The organism is Acidithiobacillus sp. AC3, from assembly GCF_050261095.1.
Taxonomy (GTDB): domain Bacteria; phylum Pseudomonadota; class Gammaproteobacteria; order Acidithiobacillales; family Acidithiobacillaceae; genus Igneacidithiobacillus; species Igneacidithiobacillus copahuensis.
In genome coordinates, this window is the sequence record NZ_CP189838.1 from 698,939 (window position 1) to 716,898 (window position 17,960).

Annotated in this window: 16 protein-coding genes; 10 read left to right on the forward strand and 6 right to left on the reverse strand. The window is 57.9% G+C overall.

Translation table 11 applies throughout. The annotated features are described in order from the left end of the window. The 10 genes from hpnK to gatB all read left to right on the forward strand — a co-directional run bounded on the left by hpnK (position 1) and on the right by gatB (position 11,279). Entirely contained in the window at positions 1-870 is an 870-nt protein-coding gene (hpnK, locus tag ACQAYK_RS03565) for a hopanoid biosynthesis-associated protein HpnK (RefSeq protein WP_255790127.1), read from the forward strand. Further along, a complete protein-coding gene (locus ACQAYK_RS03570) occupies positions 851-3,547 on the forward strand; it encodes an MMPL family transporter (protein WP_215872409.1) in 2,697 nt (898 codons plus the stop codon). The genes hpnK and ACQAYK_RS03570 overlap by 20 nt, the downstream gene beginning before the upstream one ends. Then, positions 3,534-4,577, forward strand: a complete 1,044-nt coding sequence (locus ACQAYK_RS03575; RefSeq protein WP_215872410.1) for a lysylphosphatidylglycerol synthase domain-containing protein — start codon at positions 3,534-3,536, stop codon at positions 4,575-4,577. Before ACQAYK_RS03570 ends, ACQAYK_RS03575 begins: the two co-directional genes overlap by 14 nt. Next, entirely contained in the window at positions 4,574-5,419 is an 846-nt protein-coding gene (locus tag ACQAYK_RS03580) for a ferritin-like domain-containing protein (RefSeq protein ID WP_215872411.1), read from the forward strand. Before ACQAYK_RS03575 ends, ACQAYK_RS03580 begins: the two co-directional genes overlap by 4 nt. 100 nt (positions 5,420-5,519) lie before the next feature. Next, positions 5,520-6,623 (forward strand): adenosyl-hopene transferase HpnH, encoded by a 1,104-nt coding sequence (gene hpnH / locus ACQAYK_RS03585; protein ID WP_215872412.1) that lies wholly within the window; start codon positions 5,520-5,522, stop codon positions 6,621-6,623. A 30-nt stretch (positions 6,624-6,653) separates the two neighbouring features. Continuing rightward, a complete protein-coding gene (locus tag ACQAYK_RS03590; RefSeq protein ID WP_215872413.1) occupies positions 6,654-7,304 on the forward strand; it encodes an ABC transporter substrate-binding protein in 651 nt (216 codons plus the stop codon). Next, on the forward strand, positions 7,301-8,074 hold the full coding sequence (locus ACQAYK_RS03595; protein ID WP_319643724.1) for an MlaA family lipoprotein: 774 nt from the start codon (positions 7,301-7,303) through the stop codon (positions 8,072-8,074). Before ACQAYK_RS03590 ends, ACQAYK_RS03595 begins: the two co-directional genes overlap by 4 nt. A gap of 11 nt (positions 8,075-8,085) precedes the next feature. Continuing rightward, on the forward strand, positions 8,086-8,370 hold the full coding sequence (gene gatC / locus ACQAYK_RS03600; protein ID WP_226826963.1) for an Asp-tRNA(Asn)/Glu-tRNA(Gln) amidotransferase subunit GatC: 285 nt from the start codon (positions 8,086-8,088) through the stop codon (positions 8,368-8,370). 9 nt (positions 8,371-8,379) lie between these two features. Continuing rightward, complete coding sequence (gene gatA / locus ACQAYK_RS03605; protein ID WP_483167886.1) at positions 8,380-9,846, forward strand: Asp-tRNA(Asn)/Glu-tRNA(Gln) amidotransferase subunit GatA; 1,467 nt, start codon at positions 8,380-8,382, stop codon at positions 9,844-9,846. A 2-nt stretch (positions 9,847-9,848) separates the two neighbouring features. After that, positions 9,849-11,279 (forward strand): Asp-tRNA(Asn)/Glu-tRNA(Gln) amidotransferase subunit GatB, encoded by a 1,431-nt coding sequence (gatB, locus tag ACQAYK_RS03610; protein ID WP_215872415.1) that lies wholly within the window; start codon positions 9,849-9,851, stop codon positions 11,277-11,279. A 47-nt stretch (positions 11,280-11,326) separates the two neighbouring features. On the opposite strand, the gene ACQAYK_RS03615 is transcribed toward gatB, so the two are convergent. The 6 genes from ACQAYK_RS03615 to ACQAYK_RS03640 all read right to left on the reverse strand — a co-directional run bounded on the left by ACQAYK_RS03615 (position 11,327) and on the right by ACQAYK_RS03640 (position 17,937). After that, positions 11,327-11,836: an SCP2 sterol-binding domain-containing protein gene (locus ACQAYK_RS03615; RefSeq protein ID WP_226826959.1), complete on the reverse strand. Its 510-nt coding sequence runs from the start codon at positions 11,834-11,836 to the stop codon at positions 11,327-11,329. Positions 11,837-11,964: 128 nt separating this feature from the next. Then, entirely contained in the window at positions 11,965-13,116 is a 1,152-nt protein-coding gene (locus ACQAYK_RS03620; RefSeq protein ID WP_215872416.1) for a deoxyguanosinetriphosphate triphosphohydrolase, read from the reverse strand. After that, positions 13,117-13,923, reverse strand: a complete 807-nt coding sequence (gene thyX / locus ACQAYK_RS03625; protein ID WP_215872417.1) for an FAD-dependent thymidylate synthase — start codon at positions 13,921-13,923, stop codon at positions 13,117-13,119. Between the two features lie 3 nt (positions 13,924-13,926). Beyond that, on the reverse strand, positions 13,927-15,009 hold the full coding sequence (gene aroB, locus ACQAYK_RS03630; protein ID WP_215872418.1) for a 3-dehydroquinate synthase: 1,083 nt from the start codon (positions 15,007-15,009) through the stop codon (positions 13,927-13,929). A 77-nt stretch (positions 15,010-15,086) separates the two neighbouring features. Then, positions 15,087-15,635 (reverse strand): shikimate kinase, encoded by a 549-nt coding sequence (locus ACQAYK_RS03635; RefSeq protein WP_480082232.1) that lies wholly within the window; start codon positions 15,633-15,635, stop codon positions 15,087-15,089. Then, positions 15,604-17,937 carry a type IV pilus secretin PilQ gene (locus tag ACQAYK_RS03640; RefSeq protein WP_480082233.1) on the reverse strand — a complete coding sequence of 778 codons (2,334 nt, stop codon included), beginning with the start codon at positions 17,935-17,937 and terminating at the stop codon, positions 15,604-15,606. Before ACQAYK_RS03640 ends, ACQAYK_RS03635 begins: the two co-directional genes overlap by 32 nt. Positions 17,938-17,960: the final 23 nt, after the last annotated feature.

Consider the following 17,960-nt stretch of genomic DNA (forward strand, 5'->3'; position numbering starts at 1 on the left):
GTGGCGAACGAACGAAAAGTCATTTTCAATGCAGATGATTTCGGCCTGGATGCTTCCGTAAATGCTGCAGTTGCGTCTGCGCATCAATACGGGGTGCTCAATAGCGCAAGTCTGATGGTCTCGGCCGCGGCGGCTTCTGAGGCCATTCAGCTTGCGCGGAATCTGCCTGATCTTGGAGTTGGTTTGCATTTGACCCTGGTGGATGGTTATCCGGTATTGCCTGCGGCGCAGGTTCCTGATCTGGTCGATGCCCATGGGCGTTTTGCCGCTGACCTTTGGCGTCGCGGCGTGCGCTATTTTTTTCTGCCGCGGGTGCGGCGCCAGCTTGCAGCCGAAATCGCCGCTCAATACGCGGCCTTTGCCGACAGCGGTCTGCATCTCGATCATGTGAACGCGCACAAGCACTTGCACGCCCATCCTACCGTGTTGCACCTACTCATCGAAATTGGCAAGCGCTTTGCCTTGCGTGCGGTACGCATTCCGCGGGAGCCGTTGGCACTGGCGCGGCAGCTGGCGCCAGTGACGGGTAGCGCTGCATTGGGCGCGCGCTTATTACTGCCCTGGGTTGCGCGCATGCGGCACGTCATCCGCTCGCAAGGGCTCTTCTGCAACGATCTCTTGCTGGGTCTGCAGTCCACCGGACAGATGGACGCTGACCGACTGCAGCGTGCCCTCGCCGTGGTCCCGGCAGGGCAGGTAACGGAGCTGTATTTTCACCCCGCGCAGGAACAGACTACGCAACTGCGGCAACTGATGCCAGACTATCGGCCCGCGGCAGAGTGGCGGGCGCTCTGTGCGCCGGAACTCGCGGCAAATCTACGCGCCCAGGGTATTCGTACCGGAACCTATCATGATTTCGCCTGCGGCTGAGCGCTTTCTCGCGCGCATTGGCGAGTGGTACATGCGCCACATTTGTATGCTCATGGCCTTCTCGGTGCGCCATGCCAAAGCGGTTTTTCTCTTTTTTGTCCTCCTGCTCCTGGTGGCGCTCGCCTACATTGCCACCCATTTCGCGATGAATACCAACACTAGCGATGTGTTGTCTCATGATCTGCCGTTTCAGAAACGCGAAATCGCCTACAAAAAGGTCTTTCCCCAGGACCGCGACAGTATCGTCGTCGTTCTGCAGGGAAAGGACGCGAGCGCGACGGCGAACGCTGTCGGGCGTCTACAAAGCTGGCTGGAGGCGCATCCCAAATATTTCCGCAGTGTTTATGTGCCGGGCGGTGGCAAATTCTTCGCCCAGAATGGCTTGCTCTATCTCTCCGAGCAGCAGGTGCGGGAGTTTGCGCAGCGGATCACGGTGGCGCAGCCATTGATTGCCAGTCTTTCTGCCAACCCCAGTCTGGCAGGTATGAGTGATCTGCTTACAGAGGCAGCGCAGCAGAGTCTGCACGGCAACGTCGATGTTCAAGGTCTCGTACCCGTATACGATGCCTTTGCGCAAAGTATCGATGCGCAGCTGACCGGACATCCGCGGCAGATCGATTGGGCCAAGTTGATGGGTGGCGGTTTGGGACATCTGGGACCCCAGCAGCGCTTTGTCATTATCGAGCCAACTCTGAATTATGGCAGTCTGCAGCCAGCCGAGGCCTCTATCCAGTTCTTACGCAAGGGTCTGGAGACCTTGCACATCAACGCGGCGCATGGGCTGAAGGTGGGGATCACCGGCCAGGCAGTACTGGATGCAGAGCAACTGAAAACGGTCAGCGAAGGGGCGTTTACCTCGCTGGCCATCACTTTCGGTCTGGAGATCTTGCTTCTCATCATTGCGTTGCGCAGCGCCCGTCTGGTCGTTGGCGTGCTCGTCAATCTCATCGCGGGTATCGTTCTCACTACCGCCTGGGCATTGCTGGTGATTGGGCCGTTCAACCTGATTTCTGTGTCTTTTGCCATCTTATTCATTGGCTTGGGTGTCGATTTTGGTATCCAGTTCAGCCTGCGTTTTCGCGAGGAACTCTTCAACGGTGCAAGCCACGAAGAGGCGATGAAGCGCGTTTCCCGTGGTCTGGGCGCAGCCCTGTCACTTGCAGCAGTCGCGGCAGCTATCAGTTTTTTCGCCTTTGTGCCCACCAGTTATGCCGGCATTGTCGATCTGGGGCTGGTTTCCGGCGCCAGCATGTTGATTGGACTATTCCTCACCCTTACCCTGCTGCCGGCCTTTCTCACCATCTGGCGGCTCTCGGCAACGGCGCGGAAACACGTAGATTTTCCCCACTTTCATCGGGTGCCTACCCTGGCGCGGCATCCCATTCACCGCTACGCCTGGATGATACTGGCAGTGGTTGCCGTGCTTGCGGTCGCGGCGATACCAGCCGCGCTACAGGTTCGTTTTGACTTCAATCCGCTACACATGATCGATCAGCATGCGGAGGGGGTAAAGGTTTTTGAGGAATTGCTTGCCAATCCGGATACGGCACCCTATCGCATCGAGGTCCTTGCAAAAAATCTGGACGAGGCAAAAGCCATCGCCAAGCGACTAGAAAAGGTACCGACGGTTGCCCGGGCGTTGACCATTGCCGACTATGTCCCGCAAGACCAGGGCCCAAAACTCGCTATACTCAATAACCTGCAGATCCTCGTACCACCATTCTCGCTATTGATGCCTGCCAGTTTGACGCCGCCAGCGCCGGATACGACCCAAAAGATGGAGAAGCTACAGAAGAATTTGCAGGAGCTGGCAGCTAAGGACAAGGGCACGCAAGGACGGGCGGCCGGCAACCTGGCGAACGCTCTGGGGCGATTCCTGGCCGCAAATGCGCAGAATCCTCAGGCGCTGGCGTCGCTGCAGAGTTCTTTACTTGGCACTTTGCCAGACGAACTGCATCAGTTGGGCGAGGCGCTCCTGGCCTCGCGGGTAAGCATCGACAATTTGCCGACGGACTTACGCAGTCGCTACCTTGCCGCTGATGGGCAGGCGCGGGTAGAAGTCTTTCCCAAGGCGGATCTGACCAATAATCAGAAGATGCTGCAATTTGTCTCCACGGTACTGCAGGCGGAGCCGCGTGCCGTTGGCGCGCCGGTGATGTTGGTGCAAGGTGGAGAGGCGGTATTGGGCGCCTTTCAGGAGGCGACCTACATCGCCATTGTGGGTATCGCGCTACTGCTTTTGCTGTCGCTGCGCCGTTACCGCGACATGTTGCTGATCGTTTTGCCTTTGCTGTTGGCAGCGCTGTTTACAGTGGCTGCAATGTCACTATTGGGCGTCAGTTTCAATCTCGGCAATATCATCGTCTTGCCGCTCCTCATTGGTCTCGGGGTGGCATTTGGTATCTACATCGTGTTGCGTTGGCGTAGTGGGGTCGATGCTGCCCATCTATTGCAAACGTCAACGCCCATGGCGGTATTTTTCAGTGGCCTCACTACCCTCAGTGCCTTTGGCAGTATGGCGCTGTCCGTCGACCCGGGCATGGCGAGCTTGGGGGACGCCCTGAGTATCGCTCTCGCGGTGGTCCTGCTCTGCATTCTGGTCGTGCTGCCAGCACTGCTGCTCCTCTTTACCCCCTCACCGCGTGAGGAAGGAATTGCCCAGGATGAGGGCAGCTAATCTTTCTTCTTTCTCTCACCGGGGCATAGGCAGCGCCGCGCTGCTTTCCCTCGGGCTCCTGTTCTCCGTCTGGCTGGTCTGGCACGAGGGGGCACGGGGAATATTTTCCATATTGCAGCAAAGCTCCTGGCTGGTCTGGTTGCTGTTGCCCGCCCATGCCTTGGTGATCGGTTTGGATGCGATGAGTTGGCGCTGGCTCCTCGCCTCGGTGCCCGGGCGCCCGGCCTTGTCTAGGTTGACCTGGCTGGCCCTGCTGCGCGAGGCTGTCAATGGCCTACTGCCCGTTGCCCGTGTGGGCGGCGAATTTGTCGGTATCCGCCTACTGGCACGTATGGGTGTTTCGCTGGTGCAGGCAGCGGCCAGCGTGGTGGTAGAGGTCAGTCTGACCTTGCTCAGTCAGTTTTTCTTCGCTGTCCTTGGTTTCTTCCTTTTGCTGCACTGGGCCGTTGATCTGCAGATCCGTAGGGATATCTTTTTTGCTCTGCTCGCGGTCTTGCCGGTCTTGGCTTTGTTGTTCTGGTTCCAGGGTCGCGTCGGCCTCTTTCATATGTTACATACAATGTTGGGTCGCGTAAGTGGCGGCCGAGATTTTTCGGTCCTGATTGGCGAACCGCGGCAACTAGACGCAGAGATTCTGCACATTTATCGGCGGCGCTGGACATTGCTCTGGGCAAACTTCTGGCAATTGGCGGGGCTTTTTGCCGGTGCTGGTGAACTCTGGCTGAGTTTCTTGCTCCTGCAACACCCTATTCCCGTGTCTGCTGCCGTACTTCTGGAGAGTTTGGGGCAAGCCCTGAGAAGTGTGGCATTCTTCATGCCTGCAGCGCTGGGCGTGCAGGAAGGGGGGTTCGTCCTGTTTGGCGCGATCATCGGCGTTGGACCGGAGCTGGCCCTGGCCTATTCGCTCCTGCGCCGTTTTCGCGAACTGGCACTGGGAATCCCCTTGTTGCTTTCCTGGTATCTTTGGGAGGGCCAAGGCTTGCGAAAAAAATGGTTAGGAAGACAATGGTCTCAAGAGGAGGGCGTATGAGCGCAGCAGTAGTGGGGGGGATGACCGCGCAGGGCCATCGGGAACTGTTTTGTGAGTTTTTTCACGCCACCCATATCGACTTCGATCCGGCCCGGATCGACTGGCCTGATCTGGATCCTGCGGCGGAGCAGCGCTTGAAGTCCCTGCCGTTTTGGGGAGAAGCCGTGGCCACGGAGAGTGTGACTGCGCGAATGGTGCAGCACATGGCCGATGCCGAGGCGGATCCTCTGGTCAAGGCAGCAATTGCCCTGGACGGTTTTGAGGAGCGCCGGCACGCCGAGCTCTTGCAAGCGTTGGTGAATCACTACGGCATTGCGATTCCTCCCATGCCGACGCCACCACCCATTCGTGATCCGTATTGGGAATTCCTCTTTACCGGTTATGGGGAATGTCTCGACTCGTATTTCGCCTTTGGTCTCTTTGCGGCGGCGCGCGATTCGGGCTTTTTTCCGGAGGCGTTGGTAAAGATTTTTGACCCGATCATGCAAGAGGAAGCGCGGCATATCATTTTCTTTATCAATTGGTTACATTGGTACCGTCAGCAACTTCCCTGGTGGAAAAAGATTCAGCTGGAATATCGACGCCTCCAAGTGATCGCTCTGCAGGCCTGGGCACGCATCCAGACGGCGCGCGGGATGGATAATGGGGGAGAGGAAAACTTTACGATGACTGGGCATGAGCAAGTCAGTCAGGACATGAGTCTCACCAAGCTCCTTGCCCTCTGCCGCAGCGAAAACGAGCGACGCTTTGCCCCGTATGACGCGCGTTTGCTGCGCCCCAAGCTGGCTCCGCGTATCGCCAACTTTCTGTTTTTCTTTCTATCGCGCAGAAAAGCGGCGTAACGAAAAGGTGCTTGGGTAACATACGCTACGGTATGTTATACTTAACACATGAATTCGATTGCCCGGGCATAGAACCCCCGAGGAAAGGAGTAGGCTGAAAATGGCAGTGCCACTTGTTCAGAGTTATCGCGTAGGCCGGTATATCATCGGGCAGAAGTTGCGTGGTAACCGCCGTTATCCCTTGGTGCTCATGCTGGAGCCACTGTTTCGTTGTAATCTGGCCTGTTCCGGTTGCGGCAAGATCGATTACCCCGATGAGATTCTGGATAAGAGACTTTCCGTGGAAGAATGTATCGGTGCGGCGGAGGAGTGCGGTGCGCCCATCGTCTCCATCGCCGGCGGGGAGCCGCTCATCCACAAGGATATGCCCGAGATCGTTGCCGGCCTCGTGCAACGTAAACGCTTTGTGTACCTGTGTACCAATGCCCTGCTGCTGAAGAAGCGTATGGAAGACTATCAACCGTCGCCCTACCTGACCTTCTCGGTACACTTGGACGGCAATGAGCATCGTCATGATGATTCCGTCTGTCAGCCGGGAACCTACAAGCGAGCGGCGGCAGCCATTCGTGAGGCGGTGGAAAAGGGTTTCCGGGTGACGGTCAACTGCACCCTGTTTCAGGGCGAGGGTGCGGAGGAGGTCGCAAACTTCCTGGATGACTGTAAAGCGCTTGGCGTGGAGGGGGTGACGATCTCTCCCGGCTTCAATTATGAGCGTGCGCCGCAGCAGGAAGTCTTCATCAAGCGGCAGGCGTCACGGCAGCTCTTTCGCGACATCTTCCGTATTGGCAAGGAGCGCAAGGCCAAGTGGAAGTTCAATCAGTCCAGCCTGTTTCTGGATTTCCTTGCCGGTAATCAGACCTATCAATGCACGCCTTGGGGAAATCCGACGCGCAACATTTTCGGCTGGCAGAAGCCCTGTTATCTCCTCGTCAGCGAAGGCTATGCCCCTAGTTTTCGTGCGCTGATGGAGGATACTCCATGGGAGCGTTACGGGGTGGGAAACAACAGCAAGTGCGACCAGTGTCAGGTGCACTCGGGTTTTGAGCCAACGGCGGTGAACGATACCTTTGCGCATCCACTCAAAGCACTGCGGGTGTCTTTGTTTGGGCCGAAGACTCGGGGTCCGATGGCGCCAGACATGCCTTCCAGCCCTCCGAACCCGGGATCGGAAAGACCTGTGTTTCCATTACGGGTAGAGCGCTGATTCGCTGAAGTGCTTGCAAAGGAGATTTTTATGTTTCGTAGCATCCGGTTGATCCTGCCAGTCTTGGCTCTAGGCTTGGTCTCCGCGGGCAGTTCTGTTGCCTGGGCAGATGCGGCCAGCGGTCAGACGGCGGCAGTAAGCAGTCCCAAGGCGACGATCGAGAATCTGGATAATGCCCTCATCGCCACCATGAAGGCCGGCAAAGATGCCGGTTATCAGGGGCGGTACAAGATTATCGCCCCTGTGGTGGAGAAGACCTTTGATTTTCAGCGGATTGGCGAGCTGGCGTTGGGAACGGATTGGGGCAAGCTCAATGCGGATCAGCAAAAGCAGTTTGTGAAAGTACTTGGCGAGTATACCGCCGCTACCTACGCTGGCCGTTTTGATGGTTACAATGGCGAGCACTTTGCCGTTGTCGAGGCGCAGCAGTTACGCCCAGGCACCATGGGGGTTTTTACGACCTTCACGATGAAAAACGGCCGGGTGCATCGCTTTGACTACCTGCTTGAGCAGGCTGATGGAAAAGATTGGAAAATCATAAACGTGGTCGCGGATGGTGTCAGCGATCTATCGATGAAGCGTTCGGAATATACGACAATGATCAAGAGCAAGGGTTTCCCGGCACTGCTTGCGCATCTGCGGAAGGAAATCCAGGCCTACGCATCCGGTACTAAATCGTGATCGTCCGCCGTCTAGCTCTTCTGCTCGGTCTCGTTGCGTCCCTTGGCTTGAGCGGCTGCGCGACCATGCATGGTCCCTCGAGTGCTTCTTCTGGGGCAACTGATCCCCTCGAGCCGGTCAACAAGCCCATCTTCAATGCCAATCTTTGGCTGTTCCGCAATGTTCTCGGCCCTGTAAATCAGGGCTATGAAGCCGTTACCCCCAAGTTTTTCCGCACCAGTGTCAGCAATGTCTTCGCCAATGCCGACATGCCCTATATCTTCCTCAACGATTTCCTGCAAGGACGGGTACAGCCGGGAATGGAAGGCCTGAGCCGTTTTCTGGTCAATACCATTTTCGGCTTGGGCGGCATTTTTGATGTCGCCAATAAGCTCGATCTTCCCAAGCAGGATAATGGCTTTGGCGTGACGCTGGGGGTATGGGGAGTGCCACAGGGACCGTATCTGGTCTTGCCGTTTTATGGTCCCAGTTCGCTGCGCAACCTGCCCGGTATGGCTCTGGCGATTTTTGTTGCGCCCCCGTATTATTTTCCGAGCAGCAATGCGCAATGGGCCTGGGGCGGGATGGGTGTGATCAACACCGGTCATGTGGATGCGCCACAGGTGAAGATGGTGGAGGATGCCGTCAACCCGTATGTCTTTGCCCGCAATGCCTGGGAGCAGCATGAACAGTTCCTGATCGATGGCGGCAAGGTCAACAAGAATCAGTTGTTGGAGGGTTTGGATTTGCCGCCGACCGCAGGGACGGCTTCCGCTGCCAACGTACCGTAAAGGGAGAAAATTTGGATACGGAAATGGTCAAGCGCATCGCGCATTTGAGTCGTATTGCGTTGCCAGACAACGAGTTGCCGCAGATGGTTAGTCAACTGGAGCGGATTTTTTCGCTGGTGGCGGAGATGCAGGCCGTGCCCACGCAGGGCGTTGAGCCGATGGCGCACCCGCTGGATTTGCGGCAGCCGTTGCGATCCGATGCATTGCGGCAGGAATGTTTGTCCCGAGAAGAGTTGATGGCCTCGGCGCCACGCGCGCAGGACGGGCTGTTTTTGGTTCCGAAGGTTATTGAATAAGGGTTGGTCATGGAACTCCACCAGATGGGCGTTGCGGAGCTCTCGGCAGGATTGCGCAACAAGGATTTCTCGGCGGTGGAGCTCAGCTCCACCCTGTTGCAGCGCCTGCGGCAAGCGCAGGACAACCTCAATGCGTGCATTACCATTAGCGAAGAATCGGCGCTGGAGCAGGCCCGCGCCGCGGATCAACGCCGCGCGCAAGGCGATAGTGCGCCCCTACTGGGGGTTCCCTTGGCGCACAAGGATATCTTTTGTACCCGCGGACAACGCACGACCTGTGGATCGAAGATGCTGGCGGAGTTTGTCTCTCCGTACGACGCCACGGTGGTCCAGCGTTTTCAGAAAGCGGGTATGGTGAGCCTGGGCAAACTCAATATGGACGAGTTTGCCATGGGCTCGTCCAACGAAACCAGTTTCTTCGGTGCAGTGCGCAATCCCTGGGACCTGACTCGGGTACCAGGTGGCTCTTCGGGCGGTTCGGCGGCCGCGCTGGCGGCGCGTTTGCTGCCTGCCGCTACCGGTACCGACACGGGCGGTTCCATCCGCCAACCAGCGGCGTTTTGTGGGGTGACTGGCCTGAAGCCCACCTACGGGCGCGTATCCCGCTACGGGATGATTGCCTTTGCTTCGAGCCTTGACCAAGGGGGGCCGATGGCGCGTTCGGCTGCCGACTGTGCCCTGCTCATGGACGTCATGGCTGGTCACGATGCTCTTGACTCTACCAGCCATCCGCAGGCCGCCGGACGCTTTTCGGCAGCCCTGGGACGCAGCGTGAAGGGTCTACGTATTGGGGTTCCGGAGGAATTTTTCGGAGAGGGATTGGATCCTGAGGTGGCGCAGGTCGTGCAAGAAGCCATTCAGTGGTACGCTCGTCAGGGTGCGGAAATTCGACCGGTGCACCTGCCCAACAATGTCCATGCCGTCAGTACCTACTATGTCCTGGCGCCGGCCGAGGCATCCAGCAACTTGTCCCGTTTCGATGGGATCCGCTATAGCCATCGCAGCGGCTCGTCTGTCGACTTGCAGGAGCTCTACTTGCAGTCGCGCTATGAAGGTTTCGGCCCCGAGGTGCGCCGGCGCATTCTGGTCGGCAGTTACGTGCTCTCCGCCGGCTACTACGATGCCTACTATCGCAAGGCGCAGCAGCTTCGCGCCCTGATCCGTGAGGATTTTCGTCGTGCCTTTGCCGAGGTGGATGTGATCATGGGCCCGACCACACCAACTCCCGCCTTTGCCTTGGGAGCCAAGAGTGCCGATCCGGTAGCCATGTATCTTGCCGATATCTACACCATCGCGGTGAATCTGGCGGGTATTCCCGCCCTGAGTTTGCCTTGTGGCTTCAGTAAGGCAGGGTTGCCCATCGGTCTGCAGATCATGGGAAATTACTTTGCAGATGAGTTGATTCTTGGGCTTGGGGACGCCTACCAGCGGGATAGTGATTGGCACCAGCAAGTGCCAGGCTGGGAGGAGCAATGAGCATGGCCTGGGAAGTTGTTATCGGGCTTGAGGTGCATGTGCAGCTCAACACCCGCACCAAGATCTTTTGCGCTTGTTCTACCGCTTTCGGCGCAGAGCCTAACGCGCATACCTGTCCCGTTTGTCTGGCCATGCCCGGAGCACTGCCAGTACTGAATGAGGCGGCTGTCGACAAAGCTATAGCCTTCGGCCTGGCCATAGGTGCCGAGCTGAACCACCGCAGTGTCTTTGCGCGAAAAAACTACTTCTATCCGGATCTGCCGAAGGGCTATCAGATCAGTCAGTACGAGATCCCCATTGTCGGGCGTGGACATCTCGATGTGCTGCTGCCGGATGGAATGGAAAAACGTATCAACATTACCCGAGCGCATCTCGAAGAAGACGCCGGCAAGTCTCTGCATGAGGCCTACGCGGGCGAATCGGGCATCGATCTCAACCGGGCCGGAACCCCGTTACTGGAGATCGTTTCGGAGCCGGACATGCGCTCTGCAGTGGAAGCCGTCGCCTATTTGAAAAAGCTGCATGCCTTGGTGCGCTATCTCGATATTTCTGACGGCAATATGCAGGAAGGTTCCTTTCGTTGTGATGCCAACGTGTCCCTGCGGCGTCCCGGTGAGCCCTTCGGCACCCGGGCCGAGATCAAGAATCTCAACTCCTTTCGCTTTCTGGAAAAGGCGATTGGCTACGAAATTCTGCGGCAGCAGGACATCCTCGAGGCGGGCGGTAAGGTCGTGCAAGAAACCCGTCTCTTCGATGCCAATCAAGGCGAAACGCGTTCCATGCGCAGCAAGGAAGAGGCAAACGATTACCGCTATTTCCCGGATCCTGATCTTCTCCCTTTGCAGTTGGAGGAAGAGCGTATCGAGCGGGTTCGCGCTGCGTTGCCGGAGCTGCCGGATGCTCGCAAGGCTCGCTTCATCGAACAGTATGGCTTACCAACCTACGATGCCGCGGTGCTGACCGCCGCGCAGGAGTTGGCGGATTATTATGAAATCGTCGCTACCGATCAGGATGCCAAGCTGGCGGCGAACTGGGTGATGGGAGAATTGCTGGGGGCACTGAACAAAGCAGGCCTGGAGATTGAATCCTGTCCTGTCGTCGCAGAAGAGCTGCGGCAGTTGCTAACACGCATCGCCGATCAGACGATTTCTGGAAAAATTGCCAAGGAAATTTTCGAAATCCTCTTCGCTGAAGGGGGCTCGGTGGATGCCATCATCGATGCGCGGGGCCTGCGCCAAATTACCGATAGCTCTGCTATCGTTGCCATGATCGACGAGATCATCCAGAAAAATCCGCAGCAAGCTGCCGATTATCGCGCGGGAAAAGAAAAGCTCTTCGGATTTTTTGTGGGGCAGGTCATGAAGGCCAGCCAGGGAAAGGCCAATCCCGATCAGGTAAACGCCTTACTGCGGGAGCGCTTGCAGGCACAATAAAAAACGTCCGGCATACGCTGCCGGACGTTTTGCTTTCCTGCCCGGTATCAGGATGCCGGAACCGTAGCCGGAACTTCCTTCACCAGTTTCAGGAACTCCGAGAACGGACCCATGTTTTCCATGGCCTCCATCTTCGGTCCCTTGAAGTTCAGACGTCCAAACATCATCGCCATCATCGGGGAACCCATGTGATGCCAGTCGTGGGTAGTGGCCCACATTTTATAGTCGTAGTTATAGTTGAGATCAGTAACCTTCACTGCGCCGCCGTAAATACATTCGGCCTTGCCATCCTTGGGCGCAATTTCCAGTTGCACGGGCGGGGTCGATTTCATCGTCGAATCAGAAATCTCCATGACTTTATAGCCCTTTCCACCGTTGTTCTTGATCCAGGCACCAGCCAGCTTGGTGGTCAGGGTGTCATTCTGATTCCAGGCAGTGCATAGCTCGTTTGCCCATTCCGGGGACATGAAATCTGGGGCTGCCGCAAAAGCCAGGGCAGGTGCTGCAAGGACTGAACCGAGTACGGCAGACATCAACAGATTTTTGATCATCATCATTCTCCTCTTCCCGCTTGTTGATAAAACTTCTTGAGTCTATAGCGAAACCGAAATGCGGGACAACAACAGATTTTTATTTTGGAATAAGCCAGAAAGATAAAGAATATCAGTAGATTCTCAGAACCTATCTATGCTCCCGATCGAGGATTAAAGAGTCTTTCATGTTCGGCGATGGCAAAACGATCGGTCATGCCGGCAATGTAATCTGCCACTACCCGGGCACGGCGCCGCAGATCGCCAGGATGCTCCCGCAGAAAGCCTTGCTGTTTGCGCGGCAGGAGCTGCGGATCGGTAAAGAGTAGCTCGAAAATCTGTCGTACCGTGCGCTTCGCCTTTTCGGCTTGCCGATGCACCTGGGGATGGCGATAGAGATTCTGCATCAGGAAGCTTTTCAGGGAGCGAATGGCGCGGACCCTGTCTGGACTGTGGGCGGCGAGGGGCTCGGAGCATTGGCGTACGTCCGCAGGACTCTGAATTCCTGCGGCGCTGATCCGCGAGGAGGTATGTTCCACCAGATCGGTAATCAGCAGATTGATCAGGCGACGACCGGCTTCGTGCCGCAACACCGTGCGCGATGCCGTGGGATATCGCTGCGCGACTTCGCGGTAGATGGGGCCAAACATGGTTTCTTCGACGAGCGCATCAAGGTTGAGCAGACCGGCGCGCAAGCCGTCATCGATGTCGTGGTTGTTATACGCGATTTCATCCGCCAAGTTGGTGATCTGTGCCTCGAGGCTGGGCTGTTCGCCCTTGAGAAAGCGCTCGCCCACATCTCCCAGTTTCTCTGCGCGATTGCGGCTGCAGTGTTTGAGTATCCCTTCGCGGGTCTCGAAGGTCAGGTTGAGACCTGGGAAGTCTCCGTAGCGCATCTCGAGCACGTCGACGACACGCAGAGACTGGATGTTGTGTTCAAAGCCGCCATACTCCGCCATGCAGGCGTTCAGAGCATCCTGTCCGGCATGGCCAAAGGGGGTGTGGCCCAAGTCATGGGCAAGGGAGATGGCCTCCACCAGGTCTTCATCCAGACCCAGCTGGCGGGCAATGGCGCGTCCAACCTGGCCCACTTCCAGGCTATGGGTGAGGCGGGTGCGGTAGAGATCGCCCTCGTGATTGACGAAGACCTGGGTTTTGTACTCCAGGCGGCGGAAGGCGGTGGAGTGAATGACGCGATCCCGATCGCGCTGGTATTCGCTGCGGCCCCCGGTCGGCTCGCTCTCAAAATGACGCCGCCCCCGGCTCTGCCCCGTTTGCGCTGCGTAACTGGCGAGGCCTCGCTCCATTTATGCGTGACTCTCTTGCAGAACCTGCTCCATGGTCTGGGCCAGTAGCGGCAGACGGCGGGAGAAAAGCAAGTAGGCGGCGTCGGCGTACTGACGGATTTCGTACTGGGCATCGGGCTTGCGCCGCAGGCGGAAAAAGTTCATCAGGCTGCGGAAGTTCACGGTCCAGTAAACGTCGGAATAGGCCGCTACCGGCATCACGTTACGCAATAGTTCCCGTGCCCGGCCTCGGTAGGGATCGCGACCGCCACTTTTGGCCGGCAGGATGCCCTCCGCACGTGCGGCCTCTATCCGCGCGCAGGCGGCTTCATAGTGCCGCTCGTACCAGGTGAACAGTTCGCTCATCAGCGATTCATATTCGGCCATGGCATCGTCGTCGAGAACGGCATAGCCATCGACGCTGCGGGCGGCGAGATCGGGCACATAAGCCTCCGATATCGGCTTGCGGTAGCGCATAGAAAACTCGTTCCAGCTCGATATCCGATGCTTGACCCATTGGCGCAAAACAAAGATGGGGGCGATGAAGCGGAAACGAAAATAGACCGTTTCGAAGGGAGTACCATGCTGATCGCGAAGCAACTGATAGAGCAGGGCGCGATCGCGTTCGCTGAAGGCTTCGGCATTGGCCAAACGATTGTTGGTGGTACTGATGCGGGCGGTATTGACGATGGTGGCTTCATCGCCCCAGCTGTCTTCGAGCTCGATGAAGCCGAAATTACCGATGCGCAGGCAGGCGTCAGGATGCACGCGCAGGCGCTCGGCAATTTCTTCCTCCAGCTCGCTGGTGGCCTTGTTATGTGCTGCCATGATTCACTCCATGAAGGCGTTGAGGGTCTGCCGCACGGCAGCTTCCGGCACGTCACCGGTGATGATTGACTCGCCGATGCTGCGCAGGAGGATGAAGCGGATCTGTCCGCCGGCAGCCTTTTTGTCGATGCGCATGAAGCGCAGGTACTCCTCTGCCGGCAGACGTGGGGCGTGCGTCGGTAGGCCGGCCGCCTGAATCAGGCGGAAGATGCGCGCCTGCTCGCTCTCGCGTAACAGATCGAGACGACGGGAGAGATCGGCGGCCATGACCATGCCGATGGCAACCGCCTCGCCGTGCAGATAGGTACCGTAACCGGTAGCGGCCTCGATGGCGTGGCCAAAGGTATGACCATAATTGAGGATGGCGCGCAGGCCGCCCTCGAGTTCATCGCGTGCCACGACTTCCGCCTTATCAGCGCAGGAATCGTGAATGATCCGCGCCAGGGCGTCGCTATCCTCAGCGAGAATAGCGTCCAGATGATCTTCCAACCAAGCAAAAAAGCCCGGATCGTTGATCAGTCCGTACTTGATGACCTCGGCCAAGCCGGAGCGAAATTCGCGCTCGGGCAGACTGTCCAGAGTGTCGACATCGGCAATCACCGCGCGCGGCTGGTAGAAGGCGCCGATCATGTTCTTGCCCAAGGGGTGATTGATACCGGTTTTGCCGCCCACCGAGGAGTCCACCATCGCCAGCAGGGTCGTCGGGATTTGCAGAAAGGGAATTCCGCGCTGATAGATGGCGGCGACAAAGCCGCCGAGATCACCAATCACGCCACCGCCCAGGGCGCAGAGGGTGCTATCCCGTCCGAGTCCGGCCGCCAGCATCTGCCCGCAGACCTCTTCTACCCGGGCAAAGGATTTGCTGCCTTCGCCATGCGGCACAATGATTTCCACCAGCGGACGCTGCGCGTGCGCCAGGGTCTCGCGCAGGGCCGGCAGGTACAGGGGGGCCACCAGATCGTCGGACAGGATGGCAATGGCGCCCGCACTCAGGTGGGGGAGGAAGCGTTGTGCGTCGTGCAGAATCCCCGAACCAATCTGTATGGGATAGGAGCGTGCACCGAGCTGAACTTGAAGACTAGGCATTTCGGGAATCTCTTCCTGCGTCGTTCTCCCCATTGTAGGGGGCTCGTGCCGCACTGCAAAGTATTTTCGCTATCGCGCTACTGGTCCGTACAGAGGTCGCGCAGATGGCGCAATATCTGCCGCAGTACCTGGTCGGAACGTAGCGCATCGCCACGTACCCGCCAGTGGGCGGTCTGCCGATAGAGGGGCGTGCGCTCCGCAGCCAGTTCGTCCAGGCGCTGGCGCAAATTGTCCACCTGCAGCAGCGGACGCTGACGATCATGGCGGAGCCGTTTGCGCTGTTCGCTGACACTGACTTCCAGGTAGATCACCTCGCCCATGCGGCGCAGCAGTTCCCGATTGCGCGGATCGAGTACGGCGCCGCCACCAGTGGCCAGTACGATATCTTCATCCTCTTGCGCGATGTCGTAGAGCACGCGATGCTCGCGTTCGCGAAAACCCGCCTCGCCCTCAATGGCAAAGATCGTGGGAATATCCACCCCAGTAGCAGCCACGATGCGCGCATCGGAATCGACGAAGCGCCAACGCAAACGGGCCGCCAAAAGGCGGCCGATGGTGCTCTTGCCTGACCCCATGGGGCCAATGAGGATGATTCTAGCCAGCGTCGTCTCCCATGTTCTCTCCACCCACCACCTTGGGGGTGATGAAGACCAATAGTTCCGTCTGCGCCGTATTATATTCCTTGGCCTTGAACAGCCAACCCAGCAGCGGAATATCCTTCAGCAAAGGAACCCCCGACTGAGAGCTGCTGTTGGTTTCCGTGTAGATACCACCGATGACGACCGTCTGCCCATTGTTGACCAGCAGTTTGGTCTTGACCTCCTGGGTATTAATGGGAACACCGCCGGCAGTTACCTGGGCGTAGTTCGGCTGATTGTTGGTGGCCTCCACGTCCATGGTGACCTTGCCGTTCGGGGCAATGTGCGGGGTGACCTTGAGGCTCAGCTCAGCCTTCTTGAAGGAAACCGCGGTAGCGCCACTGCTCGATGCCTGCTGGTAGGGGATCTCCGTACCCTGGGCAATGGTGGCGGTTTCGTTGTCCTCGGTCAGCACTTTCGGGCTGGAGATGATCTTCGCCTTGTTGGCCGCCTGCAGAGCCTGCAGTTGCAGGTTCAAAATCCGGCTGCCGGAGGCATTACCCAGGGCAAAGCCAAGGGAGGCGGGATTCAGGCCGGTCAGCGGACTACCGCTGGGCGCATAGGCCGGCAGGTTCACCAGCGCAGGTACGCCACCACTGGTGCTGCCGGTGCTGGTGCCAGTGCCACTGCTGCTGCCGAAGCCGCTGATCGGATAGCTGCCACCCTGGGTGCTGGTACTATTCGAGGCGCCGGTACCCGACAGATTGATAATGCCGCCACCGCCACCAGAGGTGTAGGTGCCGCCCCACTGAATGCCCAGAGATTGCGCGGCATTGGTGGTGATCTGGACGATACGCGCCTCGATCAAGACCTGGGGAACCGGCTTGTCGATCTTGGCGATGAGCTTCTTGATATTGTCGATGTCTTGCGGGGTATCGCGTACCAAGAGGCTATTGGTGCGGGTGACCACAGCGACGGAACCGCGCGCGCCCAAGAGAGAATTGCCGATGAGGTTTTCCGAGGGAATTCCCAAGGCAGAGGCGAGGGCGTGACTTTGCTGAGCATCGAGGCCAGACCCGGAATCGCTATTGTTGATTTGTTGGGAGAAGCCACGCAGCAAATCCGCGATCTGGGTTGCCCGGGCATATTGCAGGGGAATGAGTTCAGTCTCCAACGGTTCCAGTTTGCGCTTGCTGGCATCGGCCTTCAATTCCGCCTCTTCCTGGCTGGTAATCTGGTTGGCCGGGGCAACCCAGAGAATGTTGCCGATGTGCTTTACCGCAAGTCCCTGGGATTCCAGAATCACCTTGAAGGCCTCTTCCCAAGGCTCATTCTTCAGGCGAATGGAAAGGGTGCCGGAGACACTATTCGAAACCACGATATTCTGGTGAGTAAAGTCAGCAATGACCTGTAAGGCATCCCGTACACTGATGTTCTGGAAGTCCATGCTCAAGCGCTTACTCTGCATGGGATTCTCTACGGCGGCATTGGCATCCTCATGGCGCACCGAGATCATGGTCTGCTGGCCGAGCTGATAGGCAGAGTACTGAAACGGCCCATCAATGTGAAAGATGAGGCGAGTACTGGTGCCCAAGGGATAGACATCGACGTACTGTACCGGGGTACCGAATTGATCCGTCCCAAAGCGATGGGTGAGGCTACTGGACACCTGGGTGTTGTGCAAGGTAACAACCAGGCGCCCTGGCTCCCGACTCACGTCCATTTGCGGCTGCATCCCCTGAATGCTGAGGGAGAGCATGCCAGCGCCATCCTTTTCCCGATGAAAAGCCAGGTTTTCCACGCTCGTGCCGAGGGTGGCAGGTACGACTGACGTCTCCGGAGCCGCGGTAACGGGCGCGCTGGATTCGGGGTTAGAAGTAGGCGTGGCTGTGGCCGCAGGCGTGGCTGCTGGCCTCTTCTGCAGGGCAACGAAGCGCAAACGGTAACCACCGGGAGCGGGTTCCACCATCACCGCCTGTGGCGAGCGCAGCAGCAGGTCCAGCCGGGCGTTGTGTCCGTCATTTTCGCTGAGAATGTTTTCGATTACCCCCCCACCCGCGACGTTGTTAGCCTGGGGGAGGAAATGGGCGTCTTGAAAATCGATCTGCACGCGGTAGCCATGGTTGAAGGTATTCACATCATAGGACGGACGCGAATCGCTCTGGATGTTGAGTACCGTTCCCTGGTTATTGGCCTCCACCTGTATTCCCTGGATCAAGCTTGCGGCCCAGCTGGTACCGGTGACCGCCATGCAGCTCATTGCCGTCACCAGGGCAAACCGCAGGGTGGCAGGCCGTTTCCGCCGCTTGCTCTGGGACGCTACCACTGCGAAAGAATCATTCTGGTTCATGTGCTTCATCCTTGCTCAGATCC